General features: G+C 73.4%; 23 protein-coding genes. 18 read left to right on the top strand and 5 right to left on the bottom strand.

Going from position 1 to position 26,845, the window contains the following annotated elements; all coding sequences use genetic code 11:
- Positions 1 to 5 precede the first annotated feature (5 nt).
- Positions 6 to 329 (top strand): MGMT family protein, encoded by a 324-nt coding sequence (locus Pma05_RS29375; protein WP_203860717.1) that lies wholly within the window; start codon positions 6 to 8, stop codon positions 327 to 329.
- Between the two features lie 110 nt (positions 330 to 439).
- Here the strand turns inward: Pma05_RS29375 and Pma05_RS29370 are convergent, their stop codons facing one another.
- Positions 440 to 1,087: a hypothetical protein gene (locus tag Pma05_RS29370; RefSeq protein WP_239313315.1), complete on the bottom strand. Its 648-nt coding sequence runs from the start codon at positions 1,085 to 1,087 to the stop codon at positions 440 to 442.
- Positions 1,088 to 1,260: 173 nt separating this feature from the next.
- Here Pma05_RS29370 and Pma05_RS29365 point away from each other — a divergent pair, with 173 nt between their 5' ends.
- Complete coding sequence (locus Pma05_RS29365) at positions 1,261 to 2,202, top strand: TAXI family TRAP transporter solute-binding subunit (protein WP_203860806.1); 942 nt, start codon at positions 1,261 to 1,263, stop codon at positions 2,200 to 2,202.
- Between the two features lie 122 nt (positions 2,203 to 2,324).
- On the opposite strand, the gene Pma05_RS29360 is transcribed toward Pma05_RS29365, so the two are convergent.
- Together Pma05_RS29360 and Pma05_RS29355 are read right to left on the bottom strand one after the other, a co-directional pair.
- Entirely contained in the window at positions 2,325 to 3,701 is a 1,377-nt protein-coding gene (locus Pma05_RS29360) for a sensor histidine kinase (RefSeq protein ID WP_203860716.1), read from the bottom strand.
- 13 nt (positions 3,702 to 3,714) lie between these two features.
- Complete coding sequence (locus Pma05_RS29355) at positions 3,715 to 4,371, bottom strand: response regulator transcription factor (RefSeq protein WP_203860715.1); 657 nt, start codon at positions 4,369 to 4,371, stop codon at positions 3,715 to 3,717.
- Between the two features lie 225 nt (positions 4,372 to 4,596).
- Between Pma05_RS29355 and Pma05_RS29350 the strand changes: the two genes are divergently transcribed.
- The 8 genes from Pma05_RS29350 (at position 4,597) to Pma05_RS29315 (ending at position 16,440) form a co-directional block, all read left to right on the top strand.
- Positions 4,597 to 7,191 carry a M14 family metallopeptidase gene (locus tag Pma05_RS29350; RefSeq protein ID WP_203860714.1) on the top strand — a complete coding sequence of 865 codons (2,595 nt, stop codon included), beginning with the start codon at positions 4,597 to 4,599 and terminating at the stop codon, positions 7,189 to 7,191.
- A 72-nt stretch (positions 7,192 to 7,263) separates the two neighbouring features.
- The gene (locus Pma05_RS29345; RefSeq protein ID WP_203860713.1) at positions 7,264 to 8,643 is read left to right on the top strand and encodes an MFS transporter; all 1,380 of its coding nucleotides are present in this window, start codon (positions 7,264 to 7,266) and stop codon (positions 8,641 to 8,643) included.
- A 225-nt stretch (positions 8,644 to 8,868) separates the two neighbouring features.
- Entirely contained in the window at positions 8,869 to 10,362 is a 1,494-nt protein-coding gene (locus Pma05_RS29340; protein WP_203860712.1) for a pyridoxal phosphate-dependent decarboxylase family protein, read from the top strand.
- A gap of 150 nt (positions 10,363 to 10,512) precedes the next feature.
- Positions 10,513 to 11,256, top strand: coding sequence for a lytic polysaccharide monooxygenase (locus tag Pma05_RS29335; RefSeq protein WP_203860711.1), 744 nt, complete (start codon positions 10,513 to 10,515; stop codon positions 11,254 to 11,256).
- A gap of 108 nt (positions 11,257 to 11,364) precedes the next feature.
- Positions 11,365 to 11,982, top strand: coding sequence for a DUF305 domain-containing protein (locus Pma05_RS29330; RefSeq protein WP_203860710.1), 618 nt, complete (start codon positions 11,365 to 11,367; stop codon positions 11,980 to 11,982).
- Between the two features lie 73 nt (positions 11,983 to 12,055).
- A complete protein-coding gene (locus Pma05_RS29325) occupies positions 12,056 to 12,634 on the top strand; it encodes an NADH-quinone oxidoreductase subunit B (RefSeq protein WP_203860709.1) in 579 nt (192 codons plus the stop codon).
- Positions 12,635 to 12,831: 197 nt separating this feature from the next.
- The gene (locus Pma05_RS29320; protein WP_203860708.1) at positions 12,832 to 14,148 is read left to right on the top strand and encodes a DUF2252 domain-containing protein; all 1,317 of its coding nucleotides are present in this window, start codon (positions 12,832 to 12,834) and stop codon (positions 14,146 to 14,148) included.
- Between the two features lie 147 nt (positions 14,149 to 14,295).
- Complete coding sequence (locus Pma05_RS29315) at positions 14,296 to 16,440, top strand: thioesterase domain-containing protein (protein ID WP_203860707.1); 2,145 nt, start codon at positions 14,296 to 14,298, stop codon at positions 16,438 to 16,440.
- 15 nt (positions 16,441 to 16,455) lie between these two features.
- On the opposite strand, the gene Pma05_RS29310 is transcribed toward Pma05_RS29315, so the two are convergent.
- Positions 16,456 to 17,502: a glucose 1-dehydrogenase gene (locus Pma05_RS29310; RefSeq protein ID WP_203860706.1), complete on the bottom strand. Its 1,047-nt coding sequence runs from the start codon at positions 17,500 to 17,502 to the stop codon at positions 16,456 to 16,458.
- Positions 17,503 to 17,604: 102 nt separating this feature from the next.
- On the opposite strand from Pma05_RS29310, the gene Pma05_RS29305 reads away from it, so the two are divergent.
- Together Pma05_RS29305 and nuoH are read left to right on the top strand one after the other, a co-directional pair.
- Complete coding sequence (locus Pma05_RS29305) at positions 17,605 to 18,474, top strand: NADH-quinone oxidoreductase subunit C (protein WP_203860705.1); 870 nt, start codon at positions 17,605 to 17,607, stop codon at positions 18,472 to 18,474.
- Complete coding sequence (gene nuoH / locus Pma05_RS29300; protein ID WP_203860704.1) at positions 18,474 to 19,439, top strand: NADH-quinone oxidoreductase subunit NuoH; 966 nt, start codon at positions 18,474 to 18,476, stop codon at positions 19,437 to 19,439. The genes Pma05_RS29305 and nuoH overlap by 1 nt, the downstream gene beginning before the upstream one ends.
- A 113-nt stretch (positions 19,440 to 19,552) precedes the next feature.
- Here the strand turns inward: nuoH and Pma05_RS29295 are convergent, their stop codons facing one another.
- The gene (locus Pma05_RS29295; RefSeq protein ID WP_203860703.1) at positions 19,553 to 19,813 is read right to left on the bottom strand and encodes a hypothetical protein; all 261 of its coding nucleotides are present in this window, start codon (positions 19,811 to 19,813) and stop codon (positions 19,553 to 19,555) included.
- A gap of 304 nt (positions 19,814 to 20,117) precedes the next feature.
- Here Pma05_RS29295 and Pma05_RS29290 point away from each other — a divergent pair, with 304 nt between their 5' ends.
- Genes Pma05_RS29290 through Pma05_RS29265 form a run of 6 tightly spaced genes read left to right on the top strand, consistent with a single transcriptional unit; the run spans position 20,118 to position 26,810 of the window.
- Positions 20,118 to 20,708, top strand: coding sequence for a NuoI/complex I 23 kDa subunit family protein (locus Pma05_RS29290; RefSeq protein WP_203860702.1), 591 nt, complete (start codon positions 20,118 to 20,120; stop codon positions 20,706 to 20,708).
- Entirely contained in the window at positions 20,705 to 21,208 is a 504-nt protein-coding gene (locus Pma05_RS29285; RefSeq protein ID WP_203860701.1) for an NADH-quinone oxidoreductase subunit J family protein, read from the top strand. The genes Pma05_RS29290 and Pma05_RS29285 overlap by 4 nt, the downstream gene beginning before the upstream one ends.
- Entirely contained in the window at positions 21,205 to 21,729 is a 525-nt protein-coding gene (gene nuoK / locus Pma05_RS29280) for an NADH-quinone oxidoreductase subunit NuoK (protein WP_203860700.1), read from the top strand. The genes Pma05_RS29285 and nuoK overlap by 4 nt, the downstream gene beginning before the upstream one ends.
- Positions 21,726 to 23,666 carry an NADH-quinone oxidoreductase subunit 5 family protein gene (locus tag Pma05_RS29275; RefSeq protein WP_203860699.1) on the top strand — a complete coding sequence of 647 codons (1,941 nt, stop codon included), beginning with the start codon at positions 21,726 to 21,728 and terminating at the stop codon, positions 23,664 to 23,666. The genes nuoK and Pma05_RS29275 overlap by 4 nt, the downstream gene beginning before the upstream one ends.
- Positions 23,663 to 25,186 carry a complex I subunit 4 family protein gene (locus tag Pma05_RS29270; protein ID WP_203860698.1) on the top strand — a complete coding sequence of 508 codons (1,524 nt, stop codon included), beginning with the start codon at positions 23,663 to 23,665 and terminating at the stop codon, positions 25,184 to 25,186. Before Pma05_RS29275 ends, Pma05_RS29270 begins: the two co-directional genes overlap by 4 nt.
- A gap of 28 nt (positions 25,187 to 25,214) precedes the next feature.
- Complete coding sequence (locus Pma05_RS29265) at positions 25,215 to 26,810, top strand: NADH-quinone oxidoreductase subunit N (RefSeq protein ID WP_203860697.1); 1,596 nt, start codon at positions 25,215 to 25,217, stop codon at positions 26,808 to 26,810.
- Positions 26,811 to 26,845: the final 35 nt, after the last annotated feature.

Below are 26,845 nucleotides of genomic sequence, written 5' to 3'. Positions count from 1 at the left end.
AGCTCGTGACGCCCGAGGAGTACGTCGAAGAGGTGCTCGCGCTGGTCGAGCGGATCCCGCCCGGCCGGGTGATGTCGTACGGCGCGATCGCCGACCACCTGGCCGACCGGTCCGGCCGGGCGTCGGCCCGACTGGTCGGCTCGATCATGGCTCGGCACGGTGGCGGAGTCCCCTGGCACCGGGTGGTCAACTCGACCGGCCGGCTGCCACCGGGGCACGAGAACGAGGCCCGGGCTCGACTGCGCGCCGAGGGCACCCCGCTGCGCGGCGCCGGAGTCGACCTGGCGGCGGCCGACTGGCAACCGACCGACTGGGAGCCGACCGACTGAGCCCGGTGATCCGGCTGACCGGCTCGGCCGGGGCGGGTCGAGCAGCATCGCCATCTGGAGGACTCGCGTCGCCGGGCGGGCGGTCGGTTCCGGCGTGACCCGGCCGGCGGTCAGCTCGCCAGCGGGACCGGCTGGGCGCTGCGGCGCAGGATGCGTTCCTTGTCCGGGCCGCCCGGCACGGTCACCAGCAGGCACCCCGAGCGGGGCGCGACCGAGGCCGGCGAGCCGAGCAACTGGGCGCTGCGTACCAGCACCGCCGCGAGTTCGGTGTCGCGGATGCGTACCCCGAGAATGGTGGTCCGGACGTGCCGGCCGGCGGCCAGCAGCGCGGCGCGCCAGGCGGCGGCGGCCAGCGCCTGCCGGCGGGCGTTCCGGGGCGCGGAGGCGCCGACGGCGGCCGGGTCGAGCAGGGCCGTCCGCCCCTGCCGCCAGCCCATCGACAGTACGGCGGGCTGCCCGGGCTCGGTGAGGTGCAGCCGGTGCAGTTCGTAGCGGCGGCGGACGCCGGCGGTGATCCGTTCCGACCGGGCCGGTGTGCCGAGCCGGGCCAGCAGCTCGGCCAGGCGAGTGGCGGCAGCCTCCGAGCTGAACTCGGCCACCATGGTGGTCGGCTGCCGCACCCCCTCCACCTGGATGCACCTGATCAGGCACGCCGCCTCGAAGGCGTCTGCCAGCGACGTCCGGTCCAGCAGGCTGGTACTGCCGGACGGCCGTAGGGGCGGCCGCGTTGAGGCGTACGCCCCGGTGCTCCAGACCATCTCTGTCGCCCCCCGTATTCGCGACGACCAACTACTTTCAACGGTGGCCGTTACCGCGCCCAGGCGGTAGACATCCGTTGAAGGCTTGAGCAAAATTTGCGCTGAGTGTCGATCATCGCCGGGGTGGTGGTGGGGTGGGCGGGGCACGGTGGCACCGACGCGCTGGCCGGGGACTGCCCGGTCGGCGGCTCGGCACGCTCGCCGTGACGCTGGTCGTGGTCACGATCGCGTTGCCGGCCACCGCCGGCTGCACCGCGGAGCCGGCCGAGCCGACCCGGCTGCGCATCGCGACCGGCAGCGCGACGGCGGTCTACTACGCGGTCGGTCAGTCCCTGGCCGGGATCCTCAACCGGGAGTTGCCGGACGTCACGGCGAGCGTGGTGGTGACCGCCGCGTCGGCGGAGAACGTCTCGCTGGTCTCCACCGGGCGGGCCGAGCTGGGCTTCACCCAGGCCGACATCCTGGCCGCCGAGCCGGGCCAGGGCGCCGAGCTGAGCGCCGTCGCCCGGGTCTACGACGACCTGCTGCACCTGGTCACCCTGACCCAGCAGCCGATCCGGCAGTTGACCGACCTGAGCGGCAAGCGGGTGGCGATCGGCGCGCCGGGCTCCGGCACCGCGGTCACCGCCGAACGCCTGCTCGACGTGGCCAAGGTCGGCGACAAGCTGGCCGAGACGCTCCGGCTCGGCATCGACGACTCGGTGGCCGCGCTGCGGGCCGGCGAGATCGACGCGTTCTTCTTCTCCGGTGGCCTGCCGGTGAAGGCGGTCGCGGACTTCGCCGCCCAGACCCGGGCCCGCTTCGTCGACCTCGGACAGTGGGTCGAGCCGCTGCGCCAGTCCTACCGCGAGGTGTACGTCCAGCGGGACATCCCCGCCTCGGCGTACGGGTCGGCGCCGGTGACCACGGTGGCGGTGCCGAACTATCTGGTGGTGGCCACCAGCATGCCGGAGCAGCTCGTCTACGACGTGACCCGGCTGCTGATGCAGCGCCGGGACGAACTCAGCAGCGCCCATCCGGCCGCCGCTCGGCTGAACGTCCAGTCGGCGATCACCACCACCCCGCTGGCGCTGCACCCCGGCGCCGCTCGCTATTACCAGACGCACAAGCCCTGAGCGCCACCTGCACGCCTCGCCGGCCCGTAACCGGCGTTGCACCCGGGCGCCGCCCGCGACCACCAGCCGGCACAAGCCCTGACCGGTACCGCTCACGCCTCGCCGGCCCTGACCACTACCGCTCACGCCTCGCCGGCCCTGAACCAGGCGTCGGCGGTGAGTCCGGTCGGCTCGGCGGGGCGCATGGCGAGCCGACCGCCGGAGGCGTCGACCAGGACCGCCACGATGGTCAGGCCGAGTCCGGCACCGTCGATGTTCTGGGTGTCCGGGGCCCGCCAGAAGCGTTCCGTGGAGGATTCGAGCTGCGCACCGGTCATCCCGGGCCCGTCGTCGGTGACCCGGACGACCACGCCGTCGTCGGCACGGTGCACCGAGACCTCGACCCGGCCGCCGGGGTGGCCGAACTTGACCGCGTTGTCGATCAGCGCGTCAAGCACCTGGTCGACGGCGGTACGCACCGCCCGGGCGGGGACCGGGCCGGTCACCGGATCGAGGGTGAGGGTCATGCCCCGGTGGTTGGCCAGCGGTTGCCAGGCGGCGACCCGGGACCGGGCCACCGCCGCCGCGTCCACCACCACCATGGTGTGCTGGGCGCGCTCGGCGCGGGCCAGGGTGAGCAGCCCGTCGAGTACCTGGGCCAGCCGGTCGGTCTCCTCCAGTGCCAGCTTGTGCTCGTCGCGGCCGTACTCGTCGGTCAGGCTCGGCCCGAGTTCCTCGACCCGCAGCCGCAGCGCGGTCAGCGGGTTGCGGAGCTGGTGGCTGGCGTGCGCGACGAAGGCCCGCTGCCGTTCCAGGGCGTCGGCGACCGCGTCGGCCATCTCGTTGAAGCTGGTGGCGAGCCGGCGCAGCTCGGGCGGACCCTGCTGGGTCGGTACCCGGGCCTTGCCGTCGCCGGCCGCGATGTCGTGGGTCACCACGTCGAGTACGGTCACCGGGCGGAGCACCCAGCCGGCCAGCCGGAACGCCGTCATCACCCCGGCGGAGACGGCGAGCAGCCCGACGGCGGCCAGCGCCGCCCACCAGATGGTGACGGTCCGGCGTACCCGCTCGGTGGCGGAGACGGTGATGACGGCGCCGATCACCTCACCGCCGTCGTTCACCGGTACGGCCACCACCAGCGGGCCGACCTGCCAGGGCCAGAGCACCTCCGGCACGGTCATCTGCCGGCCGGCCAGGGCGCCGAAGATCGCCCTGTCGATCAGTTCGGTGTCCAGGCGCGGGCCGGCGGGGGCGGCCACCTGACGGCGTTCCCGGTCGATCACCGCCGCGCTGATCCCGTACAGCTCCTGGTAGCGCTGCAACTCATCGTTGATCGCGCTGACCGCACCGGTACGCAGGGCGGGGCCGGAGAGCGAGGCGAACCGGTTGGCGTCGGCGAGCCGGTCCGCCCGGATCCGTTCGGTCTCCCGGTTGGCGAGGGTGATCGCCAGCGGGGTCTCCAGGGCGAGCAGGACCAGGATCATGAGCAACGAGTAGCTGAAGACCAGGCGGCGGCGCACGGACGGACTCCGGTCACTCGGCCCGGAGCCGGTAGCCGACACCGCGTACGGTCTGCACCAGGTCGGGATCGCCGAGCTTGCCGCGCAGCGAGCCGACGTGCACCTCCACGGTGTGCCGGGCGGCGCCGGTGGTCGGCCAGACGTCCAGGACGATCCGCTCGTGCGGCACCACCACGCCCGGCTGCCGGGCCAGCGAGACCAGGATGTCGAACTCCTTGCGGGTCAGCGCGACCGCGCCGCCGCGTACGGTGACCAGCCGGGCGGCGACGTCGATCCAGATCGGGCCGACCTCGACGACCTCGGGCCGGGGCGCGCCGGCCCGGGCCCGGCGGAGCACGGCGACGATCCGGGCCTCCAGTTCGGCCATCGAGAACGGTTTCACCACGTAGTCGTCGGCACCCATCCGCAGCCCGATCACCCGGTCGCGTTCCTCGCCGCGCGCGGTCACCGCGATGATGCCGAGCTGTGCGCTGCGCTGCCGCAGTGACCGGCACACCTCCACCCCGTCGCCGTCCGGCAGGGTCAGGTCGAGCAGCACCAGGTCGCAGGGGGCGGCGGCGAGCGCGGCAGCGGCGGTACCGGCCCGCTCCACGTCGTAACCCCGCCGGGACAGGGCGGCGGCCATCGCACCGGCCACCCGGGCGTCGTCCTCGACCAACAGGATCCGCATGCCGGCCGCTCCTAATCTGTCGTACCAGCCGCTGCGATCATCCCGCATCGACCCGGCTGAACACAGCGGGGCGGAATGCCGAGACACTCAAGATTGGCTCAATTTCCCTGCCTCGATGTTCCGTGAGCTGCGGTGGCGGGCGTTAGATCAACATCATCCGAGTTGGCGCGGCCGCCCCTGCCGGACCCTTTTCCGTCGTACATCGTCGAATGAAGGGGTTTGCTGGTGAACCGAAGACTCTCCGGAATAGCCATGCCGACCGCGGTCGCGGTGGCATTGCTGGGCACGCCGTTGCTGACCACGGCGAGCGCCGGCGGGGCCACCGCTGCCGGCCGGGTACCCAAGCCGCAGTCGGTGCTCGGCTGGGCGCCGTGCACCGACTACAAGTTGGCCACCTACGAGCAGATCGCCGACTACTACCGCAAACTGGACCAGGCCAGCGATCGGATGAAGCTGGTCGAGATCGGCAAGACCAGCGAGGGCCGGCCGCAGTTGATGGCCGTCGTCTCCTCCGAGGAGAACCTCAAGGCCGAGAACCTGGAGCGCTACCGGCAGACCTCGGTGCGGCTCTCCCAGGGCGACGGGCTCTCCGAGTCGGTGGCCCGGGGGCTGTCGCAGAGCGGCAAGGCGGTCGCCTGGGTCGACTTCGGCATCCACTCCACCGAGGTCGCCGGGCACCAGACCGCGCCGCAGTTCGCGTACGACCTGGTGACCAGTGAGACGCCGGAGGCGCGGGAGATCCGGGACAACGTCATCACGCTGCTGGTGCCGAACACCAACCCGGACGGCGGTACCAAGGTCGCCGAGTGGTACCGGCAGAACCTCGGCGGTCCCTACCAGGACGCCGGCTACCCGGAGCTTTACCAGAAGTACGCCGGGCACGACAACAACCGTGACTGGTACATGTTCAACCTCCAGGAGACCCAGAACGTCGGCAAGCAGCTCTTCCACGAGTGGCTGCCGCAGGTGATGCACAACGTGCACCAGACGGCGGTCTTCCCGGCCCGGATCAGCATCCCGCCGTTCGAGGACCCGCTGAACCCGAACATCCACCCGCAGGTGGTCCGGGGCGTCAACCTGGTCGGCGACGCGATGGGGCAGCGGCTGGAGCGCGAGGACAAGGGCGGCGCGCTGGCCCGGCAGTCGTACGACATCTGGTGGAACGGCGGCGCGCGGACCGCGCCGTACTACCACAACCAGGTCGGCATCCTGACCGAGACCGCACACGCCTCGGCGACCCCGAGGGTGTACGACCCGAAGGACTTCCCGGCGACGTTCGCCGACGGCACCTCGACCAGCAAGCCGTCGGTGTTCTACCCGAGCCCGTGGCAGGGTGGCGAGTGGCACCTGTCGCAGAGCTGCGACTACATCAAGACCGCCTCCTGGGCGATGCTCCGGCTGGCCAGCGACGACCGTGAGGGCTGGCTCTACGGGGCGTACCAGATGGCCCGGGATGGCGCCCGGGACGGTGCCGGCGTGACCTACGTGATCCCGGCGGACCAGGCGGACTTCCCGACCGCGACCAAGCTGGTCGACAAGCTGCGCTGGAACAACATCCGGGTCGAGCAGGCACTCAGCTCGTTCAAGGTGGGCAAGCGGACCTACCCGGCCGGCTCCTACCTGGTCCGGGAGGCGCAGCCCTACCGGGCGGCCGTGCTGGACCTGCTGAACCCGCAGGTCTACCCGGACCGGCGGCTCTATCCGGGTGGCCCGCTGGAGCCGCCGTACGACATCACCGGCTACACCCTGTCGTTCCAGATGGGCGTCACCGTCGACAAGCTGGACAAGAACGTACGGGTCAGCACCAGCGAGGTCGGCTGGCCGAAGGTGCCGACCGGGGTGGTGGCCGGGGCGCCGAAGCACGCGTACGCGCTGGACCCGCGGGTCAACGACAGCGCGACCGCGGTGAACGCGCTGCTGGCGGCGGGGGAGCAGGTGTCGCGCAGCACCGGTGAGGTGACCACCCGCACCGGCAAGCTGCCGGCCGGCACCTTCCTGGTGAAGGCGGGCCGGGACACCGGGGACCGGGTCACCGCGCTCGCCACCGAGTTGGGCCTGAGCGTCGCGGCGGTGGACGCCAAGCCGGCCGGCGTCACGGCGCTGGCCGCGCCCCGGATCGGCCTGTACGACGGCTTCAACAACTACGACGAGGGCTGGACCCGGCTGATCCTGGAGCAGTTCCGGTTCGGGTACGCCAAGCTGACCAACGCGCAGGTGCGGGCCGGTGACCTGCGGGCGAGGTACGACACCATCGTGCTGCCCGACGCCACCTACAACTCGATGCGCAACGGCCGGGCGGCCGGCTCGCTGCCGGACGCGTACACCGGCGGGATGACCGACGCGGGTATCGCCAACCTCAAGGCGTTCGTCGAGGCCGGCGGTACCGTGGTCACGCTGAACCGGGCCGCCCAGTTGCCGATCCAGGCGTTCGGGGTACCGGTCAAGGACTTCACCGCCGGAGTCGAGGAGACCGAGTTCAACATCCCCGGCTCGGTGCTGAACCTGAACGTCGACGCCAGCGACCCGGTCGCGGCCGGCTTCGCCCCGACCGCCTCGGCGTTCGTGGCGAATGGCCCGGCGTTCGAGGTGACCGAGGGTGCCAAGGGCGTCTCGGTGGCGGCCACCTGGCCGACCAGCAACGTGCTGAAGAGCGGCTTCCTGCTCGGCGAGGACGTCATCGGCGGCAAGGGCGCCGTGGTGACCGCCAAGGTGGGCCAGGGCCAGGTGGTGCTGCTCGGCTTCAAGCCGCAGCACCGGGCCCAGTCGCACGGCACGTACCGGCTGCTCTTCAACGCGATGTACCTGGGCGGTCAGCGCTGACCTGACCCGGGTGTCCGGGGTGGCCGGTCGGCGGATACGTCGACCGGCCACCTTCGCGTACGTTCCCGGGCCATGGACGCCGTGCCCGGCACTCGCGCCGACTCCGCCGCCACCCCACCCCGGGCCGGGCTGCCCCGCCGGGTACACGCCGGGTACGCCCTCGGTTCGCTCGCCACCGGCGCCTTCGGTACGGTGCCCGGCCTGGTACTGCTGCCGTACCTGACCGACACCCTGGGGGTGGCCGCCGGGCTGGCCGCCCTGCTGGTGCTGCTGCCGAAAGCCTGGGACGTACTGGTGAACCCGGTCGCCGGGCGGATCTCGGACCGGACCCGGTCCCGCTGGGGCGCCCGCCGGCCGTACCTGCTCGGCGGTGGGCTCGGCCTGGCCGTCCTCTTCGCCGCCATCTTCGCGGCGCCGTTCCCGCCCGGCCCGGCCGCCGCCGGGTACGTCGCGCTGGCGTTCCTGCTCACCGCGACCGCGTTCGCCTTCTTCCAGGTCCCGTACGTCGCCATGCCGGCCGAGTTGACCGACGACTACACCGAGCGAACCCGGCTGATGACCTGGCGGGTGGCGGTGTTGGCGCTGGCCATCCTGGTCTCCGGCGCGCTCGCCCCGGTGGTGGTGAGCGCCGGTGGCGACGGCATACCCGGGCACCGCTGGCTGGGGCTCTTCGTGGCGGTGCTGATCGCGGTCGGCGCGGTCGGCGCGTTCCTCGGCACCCGGGCCGCGCCGACCGGGGTGGCGATGGCCAGCGAGCCGAGCCTGCGGGCCCAGCTCGCGGTCGCCGCCGCCAACCGGCCGTTCCGACTGCTGCTGGTCTGCTTCGTGGTCCAGGCGGCCGGCATCGCGACCGTGCTGGCCGGGGTCAACTACTTCGCCGAACACGTGCTGCGCGATCCGGAGACCGGGCCGACGCTGCTCTTCGGGTGTTTCGTCGGGCCGGCGCTGCTGGTGATGCCGCTCTGGAGTCGGGCCGGCGCCCGGCTGGGCAAGCCCCGGGCGTTCACCGTGGCGTCGCTGCTCTTCGCGGCCGGCGCGCTGGCCCTGGTCGCCGCCCCGGTGCTGCCGGCCCCGGCGGTCTATCTGGTCGTCGCGGCGATCGGCTGCGGGTACGCCGGCCAGCAGGTCTTCGGGTTGGCGATGCTGCCGGACTGCATCGCGTACGACACCGCGCGTACCGGCCGCCGCCAGGCCGGGGTCTTCACCGGGGTGTGGACGGCCGGCGAGACCTTCGGGCTGGCCCTCGGGCCGGGCATCTACGGCCTGGTACTGCAACTCTCCGGCTACGTCTCCTCGTCGACCGGCCAGGCGGCGGCCCAGTCCGTTTCCGCCCGAGCCGGCGTGCTGGTCGGCTTCACCGTGCTGCCCGCCCTGCTGGTCGGCCTCGCCCCGCTGACCATGCGCCACTACAACCTCACCCCGGACCGCCTGGCGGCGCCGCCCCGCCGGTAGGAGATCACGCAGTATCAGGGAAGTTGTGGCGTCTATGCGCCTTGGCTTCAGGTGGTTGTTGCAACGGGGTTTGAACCCGTCTGCGTTGAGGGCCACTACTTCCGGGAAGTAGCACGATCTTGCGCGCCGCCCGCGCGCCGGGCCGGGATGACGGCAGGGAATCGTGCCGTGGTCTGCGGGTTTAGCGGGCTCGTGCGCGATGTTTCGACTGTTACGGTGGCCGCCATGATCGAGGCGTTGCCGCCGGTGGGCGTACCTGCGGACAAGGTGCTGGCCGAACTCCGCGACCTGCGCGCCGCGGACCTGCCGACGCACGGCGGCCGGCTCTTCGCCTACGTCTACGACTCCGCCGTACCGGGGCTGGACGAGCTGGCGAACGCGGCGTACGCGCTGGCGGCGCACGTCAACGGGCTGGACCCGACCGCCTTCCCGTCCCTGCTGGCGCTGGAGAACGTCCTCGTCGGGGCGGCTGCCCAACTGCTCGGTGCCGGGCCGGGCACGGCGGCACCGGAGGTGGTCGGCAGTGTCACCGGCGGCGGCACCGAGTCGCTGATCCTGGCCGTCAAGGCGGCCCGGGACGCCCGGCCGGAGGTGACCCGGCCCCGGCTGGTGGTGCCGACCAGCGGGCATGCCGCGTTCGCCAAGGCGGCGCACTACCTCGGGGTCACCCTGGACCAGGTGCCGGTTTCGGCGCGTACGCTCCGGCCGGAGCCCGGTGACGTGGCCGCGGCGATCGGCCCGGAGACCGTACTCGTCGCCTGCTCGGCGCCGTCGTATCCGTACGGGGTGGTGGATCCGGTCGCCGAGATCGCCGAGATCGCCCGGGTGGCCGGGGTGCGCTGCCACGTGGACGCCTGCTTCGGCGGCTGGACGCTGCCCTATCTGCGCCGGCTCGGCGTACCGGTGCCGCCGTTCGACCTGCGCCTGCCCGGCGTCACCTCGATCTCGGTGGACCTGCACAAGTACGCGTACGCCCCGAAGGGCGTCTCGATCCTGCTGCACCGCGATCCGGAGCTGCGCCGGTCGCAGTACTTCGCCTTCGCCGGCTGGCCCGGCTACACCATGGTCAACCCGGTGCTCTCGTCCACCCGGTCCGGCGGCCCGGTCGCCGCCGCGTACGCCACGCTGCGATACCTCGGCGACGCCGGCTACCTGACCCTGGCCGAGCGGACCCTCACGGCGGTACGCGGACTGGCCGACGCGGTCTCCGGAGTGGACGGACTGCGGCTGCTCGCCGAACCGGAGTCGACGGTGGTCTGCTTCACCGGCACCGACCCGGGGCTGGACCTGTTCGTCCTCGCCGACGAGCTGACCCGGCGCGGCTGGCACACCCAGCCCCAGCTCTCGTACGCCGGTCTGCCGGCCAACATCCACCTGTCGGTGACCGCCTCGGTGGCGCCCCGGGTGGCGGAGTTCGGCGCGGACCTGCGGGAAGCGGTGGCGGACGCCCGGTCGGCCGGCCCGGTCGAGCTGCCCGCCGAGCTGCTGGAGACGCTCGGCGTGCTGACCCCGGAGCTGCTCACCCCGGAACTGGTCGCCGGGGTGGCCGCCGGGCTGGGCCTGGACCCGGCCGCCGCCGGCCGGCCGCCGGAGCGGATGGCACCGGTGAACACCCTGCTGGACGCGGCACCGATCGCGGTCCGGGAACGGCTGCTGGCCGAGTTCCTCGGCCTGCTCCAGCGCCCCGGCTACCGAGCGGACGCTCGGCCCGGCTGCTGACCGGACGCTCGCCCCGGCTGCTGGCCGGACGCTCCGGTGGCCGGCAGCTCGCTGCCGGCAATCCATCGACGAATGTGCCGCTGGCTATTTACTGTTAACAATCTTTCTTTTATGTTGAGGAGACCTTCCCGATGAAGTAAGGAGCCCACGATGCGAAGAACCGTGGTCCTGGCGGTGACGACGGCGGCGACCGTCATCACCGCCCTCCTCGTGGCCCCGCAGGCCGCCCAGGCGCACGGCTACATCTCCTCGCCGCCGAGCCGGCAGGCGCTCTGCGCGCAGCGGGCGGTGTCGTTCGACTGCGGCCAGATCCAGTGGGAGCCGCAGAGCGTGGAGGGCCCGAAGGGGCTGCGCAACTGCCACGCCAACATCGGGCACTTCGCGGTGCTGAACGACGACAGCCGGCCCTGGCCGGCCACCTCGGTCGGGCAGACGGTGAACTTCAACTGGGTACTGACCGCCCGGCACGCCACCAGCACCTGGGAGTACTACATCGGCGGCTCCCGGATCGCCCTCTTCGACGACGGCGGGCGGCAGCCCGGTGCCACCGTCTCGCACAACGTGAACATGGGTGGCCGGAGCGGCCGGCAGAAGCTGCTGGCGATCTGGAACATCGCCGACACCGCGAACGCCTTCTACGTCTGCGTCGACCTCCAGATCGGCGGCGGCGGAGGCAACCCGAACCCCACCCCCACGCCCACCCGCACCACCAACCCGCCCACCCCGCCGCCGACCACCGCACCGCCGGCCGGTGGCACCTGGCAGGCCGGTACGGCGTACCAGGTCGGTAGCCAGGTGACCTACGGCGGCGCGACGTACCGCTGCATACAGGCGCACACCGCGATCGCCGGCTGGGAACCGCCGAACGTGCCGGCGCTCTGGCAGCGCGTCTGACGCCAGCCCGCCCGCCTGGACGCACCCGTTCGCGGATACGGACCCGTACCCCCTGCGGGTCCGTATCCGCCACCGGTCCGCTCCCGGGGCCGTACCTGGAGACGATTGATGAACCGCTTCCGCCGTACCCTGATCGTCACGACGCTGTTGCTGCTCGGCGGCTGCGCGCCCGCACCGGCCGGGACCGGCGCCCCGGTCGCCGGGCCGGCACCCGCCCCGACCGGCGCCACCCCGGCGGCGACCGCGCCCGGCGGCGCCTTCAACGACACCGACGTGATGTTCCTCCAGATGATGGTGACCTCGCACGGTCAGGGGCTGGCGCTGGTCCGGCTGGCGCCCGAGCGTGCGCAGCGGGAGGAGGTGAAGATCCTGGCCGCCGCGATAGACGTCACCCAGGAGGCGGAGCAGCAGACCATGCGAGCCTGGCTGCGCGGCTGGGGCCGGGGCACCTCGGCGGATCCGGACGCGAACGCGCACGCCGACCACGGCGGGCTGCCGGTACTCGGGCCGGAACAGCTCTCGACGCTCTCCCGGAACAGCGGGGCGACGTTCGAGACGGATTTCCTCAACCTGCTGATCGGGCACCAGCACAGCGCCGTCGAACTGGCCCGGATGGAGACGAAGTCCGGCGTCCATCCGGAGGTACGCGACCTGGCCCAGCGGATCGACCTGTCCCGGACCGCCCAGATCGACCAGATGCTGAAGATGCTGCGGTCGGCCGGATAGCGGGTCGGCGCCGGTCCGGTGGTACCCGGTCCTGTGGTTCACTGTCGGGTGGGCGACGGGAAGGAGGCCGGCCGTGCAGCTACCCGCGGTGCTCGGTGAACCGATCCGGTTCGTGCTCAACTGGGGCCGGCGCTATTCGCTCTGGGTCTTCAACTTCGGGCTGGCCTGCTGCGCGATCGAGTTCATCGCGACCAGCATGGGCCGGCACGACTTCATCCGGCTCGGCGTGATCCCGTTCGCGCACGGCCCCCGCCAGGCCGACCTGATGGTGGTCTCCGGGACGGTCACCGACAAGATGGCCCCGGCGATCAAGCGGCTCTACGACCAGATGCCCGAGCCGAAGTACGTGATCTCCTTCGGTGCCTGCTCCAACTGCGGCGGGCCGTACTGGGACTCCTACTCGGTGACCAAGGGCGTGGACCAGATCATCCCGGTCGACGTCTACGTGCCGGGCTGCCCGCCGCGCCCGGAGGCGCTGCTGCACGGGATCCTGCGGTTGCAGGACAAGATCGCTGCCGAGCACTCCGGCCTCGGCGGGGTGGCCCGCCCCGACGAGCTGGCCTCGCCGGCCGACCGGGTCGGCCCGCCGGTCGGGCGGAGCACCGAGTCGCTCACCGCGCCGCCGGTGCCGCCGCCAGCCGCGCAGCAGTGACCCGGTGCGGCGCCCCGTCCCAGCGCTGACCCCGTAGCCGGCCCGTCCGGGCACTGACCCCGTAGGCGGCCCTGACCCCGTAGGCGGCCCGTCCCGGCACTGATCGGTGGGCGCGCAGGCCGGAGGTTGGCCGCGCCACGGCGCGTCGGTAAGCCTGACCACCGTCGTAGGTGGCGGAGCGGAACTAGCCTGCGATCATGGCTAGCACCCTCGGTCGTCGGGCAGAATGGCTGGTCGACGTCCTGATCGCCGAGTTCGGCGAGTCGATGGCCGTCGACCCGGCCGCGTTCCGGCGCAAGTTCCGGAAGATGGCCGCGTCGCCGTTCGCGTTCTACCGGGGCAGCGCCTCGGTCTTCTACGCCGACCTCGCCGAGGACTTCGCCGACGAGCGGTTCCTCGACGGCCGGACCAGCCGGGTCTGGATCCACGGCGACCTGCACGCGGAGAACTTCGGCACGTACATGAACGGCTCCGGGCAACTCGTCTTCAACGTCAACGACTTCGACGAGGCGTACGTCGGGCCGTTCTCCTGGGACCTGAAGCGCTTCGCGGCCAGCGTGGCGCTGCTCGGGTACGGCAAGGCGCTCTCCGACTCCGCGATCGGTGACCTGGTGACCCGGTTCGCCACCGCGTACCTGACCGAGCTGCGGGCGATCGCCAGCGGCGGGGACGACGCGATCGGGTCGATCCGGCTGGACAACGCCGACGGGGTGCTCCGCCGGGTACTCCAGCAGGCCCGGCTGCGGACCCGGGTCGACCTGCTCGCCCAGCAGACCACCGTCGACCAGTACGAGCGGCGGTTCTCGATCGGCGACGGGGTCTACGAGGTCGACCGGGACGTCCGGGCCGCCGTCGTGGCCGCCTTCGCGCACTACCTGGGTACGCTGCCGCCGGCCACCGCCGAGCAACGTCCGGTGAGCACGCAGATCAAGGACGTGGTGCTCCGCAAGGGCGTGGGGATCGGCTCGGCCGGGCTGCCGTCGTACAACCTGCTGCTGGAGGGGCACACCCAGGCGCTGGAGAACGACGTCGTGATCTACATGAAGCGCGCCCAGGTGCCGGCGGTGGCCCGGTACGTCACCGACGACGGGGTCCGGAGCTATTTCCGGCACCAGGGACACCGGACCGCCGAGTCGCAGCGGGCGTTGCAGGCGCATGCCGATCCGTGGCTGGGCTTCACCGAGCTGGACGGGCACGGCCAGCTCGTCGCCGAGGTCTCCCCGTACGCCGCCGATCTGGACTGGTCGGACGTCAACGAGCCGGAGGAGCTGGCCGGGGTACTCGGCGACCTGGGCCGGGCGGTGGCCCGGATGCACTCGGTCGCCGACGACGAGTCCAGCCACGACCTGGTCGACTTCTCCACCGAGGAGGCGATCGTGGCCGTGGTCGCCGCCGACGAGGCCGGGTTCGTCGCGCACCTGGTCGACTTCGCCCACGCGTACGGGGCCCGGGCCCGGCAGGACCACCAGATCTTCGTGGACCTGTTCCGCAACGGCGAACTGCCGGGGCTTTAGTGCGGTAGGCCGAGGCAGCTTGCCGCGACGCCAGCACCGGATGGCCCGACCTCCGGTGCGGGGGCTGTTTCGTCGGTCGGGGTCGATAGGCTCCGCCCCGCGTCCCGGCGACGGTCGTCGGGGCGGGGACCGGCACCGGGGGGCGGCGTGTTCGCGGGACTGGACGAGATCGACTGGGCTGGCATGTCCCACGCGTACGGGCCGGCGACCGAGGTGCCCGAACTGCTCCGGGGACTGGTCTCGGCCGACCCCGCCACCCGGGAGGTCGCCCTCGACGGCATGTACGGCGCCGTGCACCACCAGGGCGACGTCTATCCGTGCACGGTCGCCTGCGTGCCGTACCTCTTCGAGGTGGTGACCCACGGCGGGCCGGGCCGGGGCCCGGTGGTGAGCCTGCTGGCCAGCATCGGCGGCGCCGAGGTCGACGATCCCGACGAGCTGGTCCGGTCGGCCGAGGCGAGCCGCGACGACGAGGAAGACGACGAGGAGGCGGGCTGGGCGGAGAACTACCGCCGGGCCGAGACGGCGGTCGCCGACGGCCTGCCGGTCTTCCTCGACCTGCTCACCGACCCCGATCCGGCGGTACGCCGGGCGGTGCCGGAGGCGCTGCTGGTGTGCCGGGCCGAGGCGCCCCGGATACTCGACACCCTGCGGCACCGGCTGCCCGCCGAGCCGGACGGCGAGGCCCGGGCCGCGCTGGTCGAGGCGGTCGGCACCCTGGTCCGCCGGGCCGCCGCCGGCCACCTGCCGAGCGTGCCCGAGCCGAGCCTGCGGGCGGCGACCACCTGGCTGTTGGAGCTGGTCGACGACAACTCGGCCGGGTCGGCCCTGCGGCTGACCGCGCTCACCTCGGTCAGCGCGGGAGCGCCGAGGATGCTGCCGGCCGACCTGGTGCCCCGGGCCCTGGCGCTGCTGGACGGGGCATACCAGGAGCCGTCCCCCGCACCCGAGCCGGCCGGCTTCAGCACCGACACCCTGATCGGCGCCGTCCGGGTACTGCACGAGCGGGCCGACGCCGGCCGGCAGGGTGCCCGGCTCGGGCCGGCCGTCGGCAGCCTGAGCCGGGCACTCGGCGACCGGGTCGACGACCGGATCCGGCTGGTCGGCACACTGCTGGACGGTTCCGACTGGGAACGCCGGTTGGACGCGTTGCCGGCCGCCGGTCAGCTCGTGGACGGCTGGCGGGGCGACTACCGGGGACTGGTCGCGCTGGTCGGGCGGCAGTTGGCGGAGCCGCAGCCGAAGCTTTCCCGGGCGGCGGCCCGAGCCCTCGTACACCTCGGCGAGCTGAACCGGCCAGCGGCGGACGCGCTCGCCGACGCCGTGTCCGGAACGGCGCGGGAGGAGCCGTACAACAGCACGGCCGGGCTGCCGGCCTGGGTGATGGTCTGGCCGAGCCACGGGCCGACGGTCGGCGGCACCCTGTCGGCGCTCGCCCGGCTCGGTGACCTCCGCGCGCTGCCACCGCTGCGCTGGGCGCTGGAGCGCGACGAGCCGCCGAAGGACGTCGGTGCCGCGCTGAGCGGGCTCGGCCCGGCCGCCGTCGAGCTGCTGCCGCTGCTCCGCCGGCAGTTGCGGCGGCTCTCCCCGACGGAGCGGGACTTCCAGGAGCGGCGCGGCGGGCTGGCCCGGGCGGTGGGCAGCCTCGGTCCGGCCGGCGCGGCGGCCCTGCCCGAGCTGCTGCCGCTGGCCACCGACGGGTGGGTGATCCGCCAACTGGGCCGGCTCGGCCCGGCTGCCCGGGACGCCGTACCGGTGCTCCGGCCGCTGCTCGACGCCCCGGAGCGCGGGCCGGCGCTGGCCGCCGCCTCGGTGCTGCACCGGATCACCGGCGATCCGGCACCCCTGCTTCCGGTGCTCGGCCGGTTCCTCGCCGGCGACCATCACGACGCCGCCGACGCGGCCCAGGAGATCGCCGAGATCGGCCCGGCCGCCGTCGAGTGGCTGCCCCGGCTGCGGGACCTGCTCGGCCGGCCGGACCCACACGGCTGGCTGCACCTGCGAGCGGCCGGGGCGGTGTGGCGGGTGGGTGGCGACGCCGAGGCCGTGCTGCCGGTGCTGGCGCGGGTCTGGGAACGAAACGTACACACCCGGCGGGTGGTGGCGACGCGCTGGGCCGAGATCGGCCCGCCGGCCGCCGCCGCGCTGCCACTGCTCCGCGCCGAGCAGGCCCGGCCGCGCCGGCACACCGCCCGGGACAACGGCTGGAGCAGTGGGCAGGTCAGCGAGGACGAGGAACTGCTCCGGCTGATGGCCGCCGCCGTCTCCGCACTCGCCCCGGCTGCGCGCTGAACCGGACCCGGCCGGTCAGTGCGGGAACTCGAGGACCACCTTGATGTCGTCGGGCTGCGGAGCGTACGCCTCGGCGTACCGGTCGACCGGCACCCGGCGGGTGATCATCCTGGCCAGCCAGTCCCGGTCGGCGGCGGCGAGTGCGGCGGCGGCGAGTTCCCAGTGCCGACGGTTCGCGTTGACCGTGCCGAAGACCACGTTGTTCTCCAGCACCAGCGCCCGGTTGAGCGCGCCCGCGTCGAAGTCGATCGTCCGGCCGCCGGAGGAGACGCCGGTCAGGCAGACGATCCCGTTCGGTGCCGCCTGGCACATCACGTCCAGCACCACCGCCGGGGCGCCGGTGCACTCCAGCACGATGTCGAACTCGACGCCCAGCTCGGGGACCGTACCGGTGTGGAACTCCCCGCCGAGCGCCGCCACCAGTCCGGGCTTCTCACCGTTCGCCGAGCGGTTCAACACGTGCAACTCGTAGCCGCGCTGCGCGGCGAGCAGGGAAGCCAGCAGGCCGATCGGTCCCGCCCCGGCGACCAGTACCCGCTTCGGCTCCCAGGCGGACCGGGCGCCGATCCGCTCGATGTGCTCCCACGCCTTCGCCAGCACACTGGTCGGTTCGAGCAGCATGCCCAGCTCGGCCAGCCCCGGTTCGAGGCGTACGGCGAACTTCGGCGAGATCCGCCAGCGATCCCGGGCGAAGCCCTGGAGGCACTTGATGCCGTGCTCGGTGTAGAGACCGTTCCGGCACATGTCCCACTCGCCGACGGCACAGTTGGGGCAGGGCACCGGGTCGGGGTGCCGGACGATCCCGGCGACCAGGTCACCCGGGGCGAACGATCCACTCGGGTCCTCCAGTACCCGGCCCAGCGACTCGTGCCCGAGCACCAGCTCGGTGCTGCCGGGCGGCGGCTCGCCGTACTCGCCGCGGATGATCTCCTGATCGGTGCCGCAGATGCCGACCGCGACAGCCTCCACCAGCAACGCGCCCTCGTCGAGGCTCGGCTCCGGGAAGTCCTCGGCCAGCCGCAGCGAGTCGGCCCGACCCGGGGTCACGGTAATCGCACGCACCTGGTCATTCTTCCCCGCCGACCCGCCCGGTAGCCGGGGAGTTGCCGAATAACCGGTCCGCGACCCGGCGGTACGGCCGGAGATGGCCCTAGGATCGCGGACATGACCCCGGAACAGGTCGGTGACCGGTTGGGCACGCTGCTCGCGGACGCGGAGGTGACCGCGAGGAGTGAGCCGGGTTTGCGAGCCCCGCAGTCGGGAGCGGGCGGGGGATCGGTGACCGTCGGGCAGTCCGGCGGCCAGGGGTACGCCCGGGCGACCGTGGACGTGCCGGCCGGCAGTTGGCGGGACGCCGTCCGGGCGGCCCGGGACGACACCGAGCTGGCCTGCGACTTCTTCGACTGGCTCTCCGCCGTCGACGAGCTGGCCGACGGGTTCGACGTGGTGGCGCACCTCTGGTCGACCCGGCACCGGCACGGGATACTGCTCCGGACCCGGGTGCCCCGGGACGCCGCGACCGTCGGGTCCGTGGTGGACCTGTTCCCCGGGGCGGCCTGGCACGAGCGGGAGACACACGAGATGTTCGGCATCGACTTCGCCGGCCATCCCGACCTGGCGCCCCTGCTGTTGCCGCCGGAGTTCGAGGGGCATCCGCTGCGCAAGGAGTTCGTGCTCGCCTCCCGGGTGGCCAAGGCGTGGCCGGGCGCGAAGGAGCCGGGCGAGTCCGGGGCTGGTACGGCCCGGCGGCAGGCGATGCGCCCACCTGGCGTACCGGCGCCGGGCGAGTGGGGCGTCTCCGCCGCCCTACCGGTCTCCGCCGCCCCCGCTCCCGCCTCCGACCGACCGGCCCGCACCCGGCGCCCCACCTCGGGTCCGCCGGCCGCGCCCGCCTCCGGCCCGCCGGCCGAGCCCGCTTCGGCTCCGCCGGCCGCGCCCGCTCCGCCCGCGCCCGCTTCGGGTCCGCCGGTCGAGGGGCGCCGGGCGGCGGACGGACCCGGGGCGGCGGACGACGGCAGCGACGGGGGTGCGTGATGCCGCTCTGGCTGGAGCTGCTGGTCCGGGTCGTCGGGGTGGTCGCGGCGTTCCTGGTCCTGCCGCTGGTCGTCGGGCAGGCCGAGCACAAGGTGATGGCGCACATGCAGGGCCGGCTCGGCCCGATGTACGCGGGCGGCTTCCACGGCTGGGCACAGTTGATCGCCGACGGCGTCAAGTTCGTGCAGAAGGAGGACGTCACCCCGCGCGAGGCGGACCGGGCGGTGTTCCGGCTCGCCCCGGTGGTGGCGTTGGTGCCCTACCTGCTGGCCCTGCTGGTGATCCCGCTCGGCCCGAACGACCTGGTCGGGCAGCCGCTGGACATCGGACTGTTCTTCGTACTCGCGGTGGTCGGCGTCGGGGTGGTCGCGGTACTCATGTCGGCCTGGGCCTCGGCCAACAAGTACAGCCTGCTCGGCGGGATCCGGGGCGCGGCGCAACTGCTCGGCTACGAGCTGCCGCTGGTGCTCGCGGCGGCGAGCGTGGCGATGGCGGCCGGCACGCTGAGCCTGCCCGGCATCGTCGAGGCGTGGCAGCCGTGGTGGCTGCTCTGGCAGGCCCCGGCGATGGTGGTCTTCTTCGTCGCCGGGCTCGCCGAGATCCGCCGCCCGCCGTTCGACATGCCGATCGCCGACTCCGAGCTGGTCTTCGGGTACATGACGGAGTACACCGGGCTCCGGTTCGCCTTCTTCCTGCTGGCCGAGTACGTCGGCATCGTGGTGATCGCCGCGCTGACCACGGTGCTCTTCCTCGGCGGCTGGCAGGGGCCGTTCGGCGACGAATACCTCGGCTGGCTCTGGACCCTGATCAAGGTGTTCGTCGTCTCGTTCGTGATCATCTGGTTCCGGGTGACGTACCCACGGTTGCGCGAGGACCAGTTGCAGCGGCTCTGCTGGCTGGTGCTGGTCCCGGTGGCGCTCGGCCAGCTCGTGCTGACCGTCGGGGTGAAGCTGGCCCTCGCCTGACGGCGCCGGTCACTCGGCTTCCCGGGCTCCCGGGGTCGTGGAGTCGGACCGTCGTTGCCGCGACGGACCGACTCCACGACCCCGGGAACCTTCCGAGCAGCCCGACACGCCGATCAGGAACCGCCGGACGCGGACTGATCGAAAAGCGTCATCGGGTTTTGCCGGCACCATTCCACCGCTATCGCGGCTTTGAAGCACCGGCCCTCCGGACCGGCCCGCTCGCCACACGCCTGACACAATCCGCCGATCATCCGATGCAGCCGGATTGTCTCGACCAGGCGTGTCCAGACGACCTCGTGGGGTAGCGGCGGACCGGTCGCCGCGACGTCCAGGTGGCCGCTGAGGATCAGTGCCTCTCGCGCGTCGAGTTCCACCGCCGTCCCCTCCATGTCGCCAGACGTACCCGGATTCCTTCCGCAGTGCTCTCCCGAGCAGTCTGCGGCGGTCCGCCGCGCCGACCCCACCCACGATGTCCGTCGTCGTCGGCTCGGCCCGGCCGGTCGAACGGGTGCCGACCGCTGACGGGAACAGGCGCCCGTACCGCTTCAACTGGCCCGGGGTGGTCGCGCCGGAACGGCCGACACGGCAGGATGGGCCCATGAGCGAGCGCAGTGAGCGAATCGTCAGGCTCAGCGCCGATGAGTCTCGTGGCGGCACGCAGCGCAGCGGAGTGCCGGCATGAGCATCCCGGGCGAGGGACTGGCGAAGGGGCTGGCCGTCACCCTCAAGACGATGACCCGCCGCTCGCACACCCAGCAGTACCCGGACGTCGCCCCCGAGCTGCCACCGCGCTCCCGGGGCGTGATCGCGCTGCTGGCGGAGAACTGCACGGTCTGCATGCTCTGCGCCCGGGAGTGCCCGGACTGGTGCATCTACATCGACTCGCACAAGGAGGAGGTCGCGGTCCCCGGTGCGGCCCGGCCGCGCCAGCGCAACGTACTGGACCGCTTCGACATCGACTTCTCGCTCTGCATGTACTGCGGCATCTGCATCGAGGTCTGCCCCTTCGACGCGCTCTACTGGTCGCCGGAGTTCGAATACGCCGAGTACGACATCCGGGACCTGCTGCACGACAAGGAGCACCTCGGGGAGTGGATGGCGACCGTGCCGCCGCCGCCCGCGCATGACCCGAACGGTGAGCCGGCCAAGGAGGAGGCCGCCGCGCGCAAGGCCGCCGCCCCGCCCGCCACCGACCAGCCGTCCTCCGGGCCACCGAACGCCAGGCGCCGCCCCGGCTCCGGCTCCCGAACCGACGAGGAGCCGCCGTGACCGCCGCCGACGTGCTGATGCTGGCCCTCGGTGCGGTGGCGGTCGGGGCCGGCGTACTCGTGGTCTCCACCCGGCACCTGGTCCGGGCCGGGCTCTACCTGGTGGTCTGCCTGGGCGCCGTCGCCGGGCTCTATCTGGTGCTCACCGCCGAGCTGGTCGCCTGGGTGCAGTTGCTCATCTACGTCGGCGCGGTGGTGGTGCTGCTGCTCTTCGCGGTGATGCTGACCCGGGCACCGATCGGCGCCGCAGACGACCTGGACCGGCCCGGCTGGCCGGCCGCGCTGATCGGCGGCGGTACCGGGCTGGGCCTGGCCGCCCTGCTGGTCGACGCGTACCGGTGGTCCAGCGTGGACCTGCCGGATCCCGGCACCGCCGAGCGGCTCGGCACCGAGATCTTCCGCTCCTGGGTACTCCCGTTCGAGGTGCTCTCGGTGCTGCTGCTCTCCGCGCTGGTCGGAGCGATCGCGATCAGCGTACGGATTCCGGGGCGGCGGCAGTGAGGCCCGCCATCCCGTACGTCGTCGCCGCCCTCCTCTTCGGCCTGGGCGTGTACGGCGTACTCCGCCGCCGCAACGCCGTACTGGTGCTGATGGCCGTCGAGCTGATGCTCAACGCCGTCAACCTGCTGCTGGTCACCGCCGACGCCGCCCCGCTGCACAGGGCCCTGGGCACTCCGGCCCCCGGTGCCGACGGGGTCACCCCGCTGCCGCTCACCGGGCAGGTGTTCACGCTCTTCGTGATCGTGATCGCCGCCGCCGAGGTGGGGGTGGGGCTGGCCATCGTGCTCCAGCTCTACCGGCTGCGCGGCACCGTCGCCGTCGACGACGTACGCCTCGACACGCACACTCCGGACGCCGGCCCGCAGGCGATCGTGTCGGCTCCGGCCCGCGCCGGCACGGCCGCGACAGCGGGACCGGCGACCGGAGCAAAGAGAGCACCAGGAGCATCAGAATCACCGGGTACGGCGGGACCGGCAGGACCGCCAGGGTCGGCGGGACCGGCGACGGGAGCGGCCCGATGAGCGGCGCGACGGTGCTCGCCGCGCTGCTGCCGGCCGTACCCTTCGGACTGGCCCTGGTCGGACTGCTGCTGCCGCAGCGGTCCCGGGCCGGCGCGGCGGCGCTCGGCATCTGCGGCGCGGCGGTGGCGCTGGCGGCGGCGATCGGCCTGGTCGTCGCCCTCGACGGGCGGGGCAGCGAGGCGAGCGCCGAGTGGATCGACTTCGGCGGGCTGTCGGTCACCCTCACCCTCCGGCTGGACCCGGCCGCCGCGCTGGTCGCGGTCGCGGTGGCGACGGTCGCGCTGGCGGTGCAGGTCTACTCGGTCGGCTACCTGCACGACGACGACCGGTACGCCCCCTACGCCGCCCAGGTCGGCCTCTTCACCGCCGCGATGCTGCTGGTGGTGGTGGCCGGTGACCTGATCATGCTGCTGGTCGGCTGGGAGGTGATGGGCATCTGCTCCTACCTCCTCATCGGCCACGACCGGCGGCTGCCGGAGGCGCCCGCCGCCGCCGTGAAGGCGTTCCTGGTGACCCGGGTCGGTGATGTCGGCTTCCTGCTCGGCATCGTGATCCTGGGCGTCTCGGCCGGCAGTTTCCGGATCACCGACGTGCTGGCCCACGACTTCAGCACCGGTACGCTCACCGCCGCCTGCCTGCTGCTGCTCGCCGGGGTGGCCGGGAAGAGCGCCCAGTTCCCGCTGCACACCTGGCTGCCGGACGCGATGGCCGGCCCGACCCCGATCTCGGCGCTGATCCACGCCGCGACCATGGTGGCGGCCGGGATCTACGCGGTGACCCGGCTCTTCCCGCTCTTCGCGCGGGCTCCGGCCGCGCTCGCCGTGCTCGGCGTGATGGCCGCGGTCACCCTGCTGCTCGGCGCGCTCGCCGCCACCGCGCAGGACGACATCAAGCGGGTGCTGGCCTGGTCGACGGTCTCGCAGCTCGGATACATGTCCGGGGCGCTGGCGGTCGGCTCGCCGCCGGCCGCGCTCTTCCACCTGCTCAGCCACGCCGCCTTCAAGGCGCTGCTCTTCCTGGCCGCCGGCGCGGTGATCCACGCCGTCGGCAGCAACCTGATGTCGGCGATGGGCGGGCTGCGCCGGCCGATGCCGGTCACCTTCTGGTGCACGGCGATCGGGCTCGCCGCGCTGGCCGGGGTGCCGCCGCTGGCCGGGTTCTGGAGCAAGGACGGCATCCTGGTCGTCGCCGAGCGGGCGGCCCGGCACCACGACAGCCCGGCCCCGGCCTGGGTGGGCTGGCTGGTCTGGCTCGCCGGGCTGGTCGGGGTCGCGCTGACCGCCTGGTACGCCACCCGGCTGCTGTTGCGGACCTTCCTCGGCGCCTCCCGGGCCCAGACGCATCCGGTCGACACCCCGGCCGCACACGCCAGCCCGGCGTCCGCGATCGACGCGCCGGCCGGTTCGCCCGCGCACACCCCGGCCGGCCCGCCGCACGACCCGCCCGGCCTGCTGCGCTGGCCGGTGGTGCTGCTCGCGGTGCCGAGCGTGGCGCTCGGGCTGGCCGTCTTCGTCACCCCGTTCCGGGACGCGCTGGCGCTGGACGAGACGCACCTGGACAGCTTCGTGATCATCCCGGTGGCGCTGCTGGTAGCGGGTGCCGGGCTCGCCTGGTGGCGCTGGCGGGCCGACCCGGCCGCCGATCCGGCGACCGGACTGGGTCCGCTGCGCCGGGCCTTCGCCCGGGCGTTCTGGCTCGACGAGGTCCAGCACGCCCTGGTCGTACGCCCGGTGCGGGCGCTCGGCCGGCTGGCCCGGCGCGCCGACGAGGGGCTGGTCGACGGGGCGGTCGAGGGGACCGGCCGGGGGACCGCCGGACTCGGCGGCGGGATCGAGCTGCTGCACCGGGCCGGGGTACCCCGGGCGGTGGTAGCGCTGCTCGGCGGCGCCCTGCTGCTCGGCCTCGCCGCCGCGCTGGCGCTGGGCGGTGCGACGTGACCCTCGGCGGGATCGGCCTGGTCGCCACGCTGGCGGTGCCGGCGGTCGGCGCGGCGGTGCTCGCCGTGCTGCCGGGCCGGTTCGACCGGGCCGCCCGGATCACCGGTACGGGCTTCGCGGCGGTGACCCTGGTGCTCGCCGTACTGCTGGCGGTCGGCGCCACCGACACCTGGGCGGCATACCAGCCGCAGACCGCCGAGTCGCCCGGCGTCCACCCCTGGCACGAGCTGGACCTGACCTGGGTACCCGGACTCGACCTGCGGTTCCAGCTCGGGGTCGACGGGGTCTCCTATCCACTGGTGGTACTGACCGCGCTGCTGACCCTGCTCTGCTGCGCGTACACCTGGTGGCGGGTGCCGGCGCCGGGCCGGGGCCGTACCCTCGTCGCCCTGTTGCTGGTGGTCGAGGTCGGCATCCTCGGCACCTTCCTCGCCCTCGACCTGGTGCTCTTCTTCCTCTTCTTCGAGGTCGTGCTCCTCCCGATGTACGCGATCATCGCGATCTGGGGCGGCGAGGAGCGGCAGCACGCGGCCCGGAAGTTCGCCCTCTACACCCTCTTCGGCTCGGTGTTGCTGCTGGTCGGCGTCTTCACCGTGGTCACCGCCGCCGGCACCGCCGACCTGACCGAGCTGACCGGCGGCACCGGCCTGTCCAAGGGCACCCAGATCGCGGCGTTCATCCTGCTGGCGATCGCGTTCGCGGTGAAGAGCCCGCTCTGGCCGCTGCACTCCTGGCTGCCGGACGCGCACACCCAGGCCCCGACGGTCGGCAGCGTGATCCTGGCCGGCGTACTGCTGAAGATGGGCACGTACGGGCTGATCCGGGTGGCGGTCGGGGTGGCGCCGGAGGGGGCCCGGGAGGCCGCTCCGGTGCTCGGGATACTCGCCGTGGCGGCGATCATCGTCGGCTCGCTGGTCTGCCTGGCACAGAGCGAGCTGAAGCGGCTGATCGCCTATTCGAGCGTCGGGCACATGGGTTTCGTGCTGCTCGGCATCGCCACGCTGAGCGGCACCGGCATCCAGGCGGCGCTGATCGGCAACATCGCGCACGGCGTCATCACCGGCCTGCTCTTCTTCCTCGCCGGGGCGGTCAAGGACCGGGCGCACACCGGGGCCCTGGCCGAGCTGGGCGGGCTGCGCGAGAGTACGCCCCGGCTCGCCGGGCTGCTCGGCTTCGCCGCCATCGCCTCGCTCGGACTGCCCGGCCTGGCCGGATTCTGGGGCGAAGCCTTCGCGGTGGTGGCCGCCTGGCGGGTGGGCGGCCCACTCTGGACCACCCTGGCGGTGCTGGCCGCGCTCGGCGGTGCGCTGACGGCGGCGTACCTGCTGCGGCTGCTGCGCCGGGTCACGCACGGGCCGGCGAGTCCGGCCGTACTGACCCTGACGCCGGGACTGCACGGGGCCGAGCTGGCCGCCTGGGGGCCGCTGGTGCTGCTCGCCCTCGCCATCGGGCTCGCCCCGACCCTGGTACTCGGCTACGCCGAGGTGCCGATCGGGGCCCTGCTGGAGGCGATCCGATGAGCCGTCACGGGGTGGGGCGGGGAGCGTCGTGATCCAGACCGTGGACAACGTGGCGCTGCTGCCGGCGTACCTGGCGGCCGGCACCGCCGTACTCGTGCTGCTGGCCGACCTGCTGGTGGCCCGGCGCGGCGCGACGGTGGCCGTCTTCGCGGCCGGGGCCGCCGCCACCGCGTTCGGTGCGGTACTGGTCGGTGCCGCCGGACCCCGGCGGACGTTCTGCGCCGGCCCGGACTGCTCCTACCTGGCGAACGGCCGGGCGGCGCTGGTCGGCTGCCTCTTCGCGCTGCTCACCCTCGGGGTGCTGGCGCTCTCCGCCCCGCTGCTGCGCTCCGGCCAGGTGCCGCCGGGGGAATACTGCTTCCTGCTCGCCTGCTCGATGACCGGCGGCGTGGTACTCGGCGCCGCCGGTGACCTGATCACCCTGGTCGTGGCGCTGGAGACGCTGACCCTGCCGCTCTACGTGCTGGTCGGGCTCCGGCACCGCAGCGTCGCCGGTGCCGAGGCGGCGCTGACCTTCTTCGTGGTCAGCGTGGTGGCCACCGCGGTCACCCTGCTCGGCGCCGCGCTGCTCTACGCGGTCACCGGGACGGTGCACCTGAGCCGGCTCGGCGCGGTCTTCGCGGCGGAGGCGAACCGACCGGTCCCGCTCGGCGGCGACGTCCCGACCGGCCCGCCGCTGCTGGACCTGCCGCTGACCGTGGTCGCGGTGGCCCTGGTCGTGCTCGGGCTGGCCTTCAAGGTGGCGGCGGTACCCTTCCACGCCTGGGCGCCGGCCACCTACGACGGCGCACCGGTGCCGGTCGCGGCATACCTGTCGACCGCCTCCAAGCTCGGCGGGGTGGTGGCGCTGCTCGCCGTCACCGCCACCGCGCTGCCGGCCCGGGTGACCGGCCCGCTGCTGGCGGCGGTGGCGGTGCTGACGATGACCGTCGGCAACCTGGTGGCGCTCCGGCAGCGCCGGATGGTCCGGCTACTGGCCTGGTCGTCGATAGCCCAGGCGGGCTACATCGTCGCCCCGCTCGGCGCGCTGGCGCTCTCGTCGGGGCGGAGTGCGGAGGCGATCGACACGGCGGTGGCCGCCGCGGTCGCGTACACGGTCTTCTTCGTGGTGCTGGAACTGGCCGCGTTCGGGGCGGTGGTGGCGCTGCGGCCGGCGGTCGCCGACGGCGGCGAGATCGCGGACTACCGGGGTGCGGCCCGGCGCCGGCCGTGGGTCGGGGCGGCGTTCGTACTGGCGCTGGTCGGGCTGGCCGGGTTGCCGCCCGGGCTGGCCGGGCTGTTCGCCAAGGTCACCGTCGTACGGTCGCTGCTGGCCGGGGACGCCGGCTGGCTCGCCGTGCTGGTGGCGCTGAACGCGGTGGTCGGGCTCGCCTACTACGTACGGGTCGCCGCCACCCTCTACGCCGCGGAGCCGGCCGCCGACCGGGCCGGCGAGGCCGCTGCCGCGCCGGTCGTACCCGCCGAGCCGGGCGCCCCCGCCGCACCCACCGACGCCCCGGTACTGCCGGACGCCGGACCGATCCGGCCGGCCTGGGCGGTTGTCGCCGCACTGGCCCTGGCGACCCTGGTCGCGATCGTCGTCGGGTTCGCCCCGCAACTCATCCTGGACGTCGCCGCACTGTGACGTTCGCCGCCCCAGGCCCTGATGAGGCCCCTTTC

This window comes from Plantactinospora mayteni (genome assembly GCF_016862935.1).
Taxonomy (GTDB): Bacteria; Actinomycetota; Actinomycetes; order Mycobacteriales; family Micromonosporaceae; genus Plantactinospora; species Plantactinospora mayteni.
Note: the sequence above shows the minus strand (reverse complement) of the source record. Positions and strands in the feature narration are given on the sequence as shown.

Coding starts and splice junctions, on each gene's coding strand:
- Pma05_RS29370 (WP_239313315.1), bottom strand. CDS start 1,087: ATGGTCTGGAGCACCGGGGCGTACGCCTCAACGCGGCCGCCCCTACGG.
- Pma05_RS29355 (WP_203860715.1), bottom strand. CDS start 4,371: ATGCGGATCCTGTTGGTCGAGGACGACGCCCGGGTGGCCGGTGCGATG.
- Pma05_RS29345 (WP_203860713.1), top strand. CDS start 7,264: ATGGACGCCGTGCCCGGCACTCGCGCCGACTCCGCCGCCACCCCACCC.
- Pma05_RS29340 (WP_203860712.1), top strand. CDS start 8,869: ATGATCGAGGCGTTGCCGCCGGTGGGCGTACCTGCGGACAAGGTGCTG.
- Pma05_RS29335 (WP_203860711.1), top strand. CDS start 10,513: ATGCGAAGAACCGTGGTCCTGGCGGTGACGACGGCGGCGACCGTCATC.
- Pma05_RS29330 (WP_203860710.1), top strand. CDS start 11,365: ATGAACCGCTTCCGCCGTACCCTGATCGTCACGACGCTGTTGCTGCTC.
- Pma05_RS29320 (WP_203860708.1), top strand. CDS start 12,832: ATGGCTAGCACCCTCGGTCGTCGGGCAGAATGGCTGGTCGACGTCCTG.
- Pma05_RS29305 (WP_203860705.1), top strand. CDS start 17,605: ATGACCCCGGAACAGGTCGGTGACCGGTTGGGCACGCTGCTCGCGGAC.
- nuoH (WP_203860704.1), top strand. CDS start 18,474: ATGCCGCTCTGGCTGGAGCTGCTGGTCCGGGTCGTCGGGGTGGTCGCG.
- Pma05_RS29290 (WP_203860702.1), top strand. CDS start 20,118: ATGAGCATCCCGGGCGAGGGACTGGCGAAGGGGCTGGCCGTCACCCTC.
- Pma05_RS29275 (WP_203860699.1), top strand. CDS start 21,726: ATGAGCGGCGCGACGGTGCTCGCCGCGCTGCTGCCGGCCGTACCCTTC.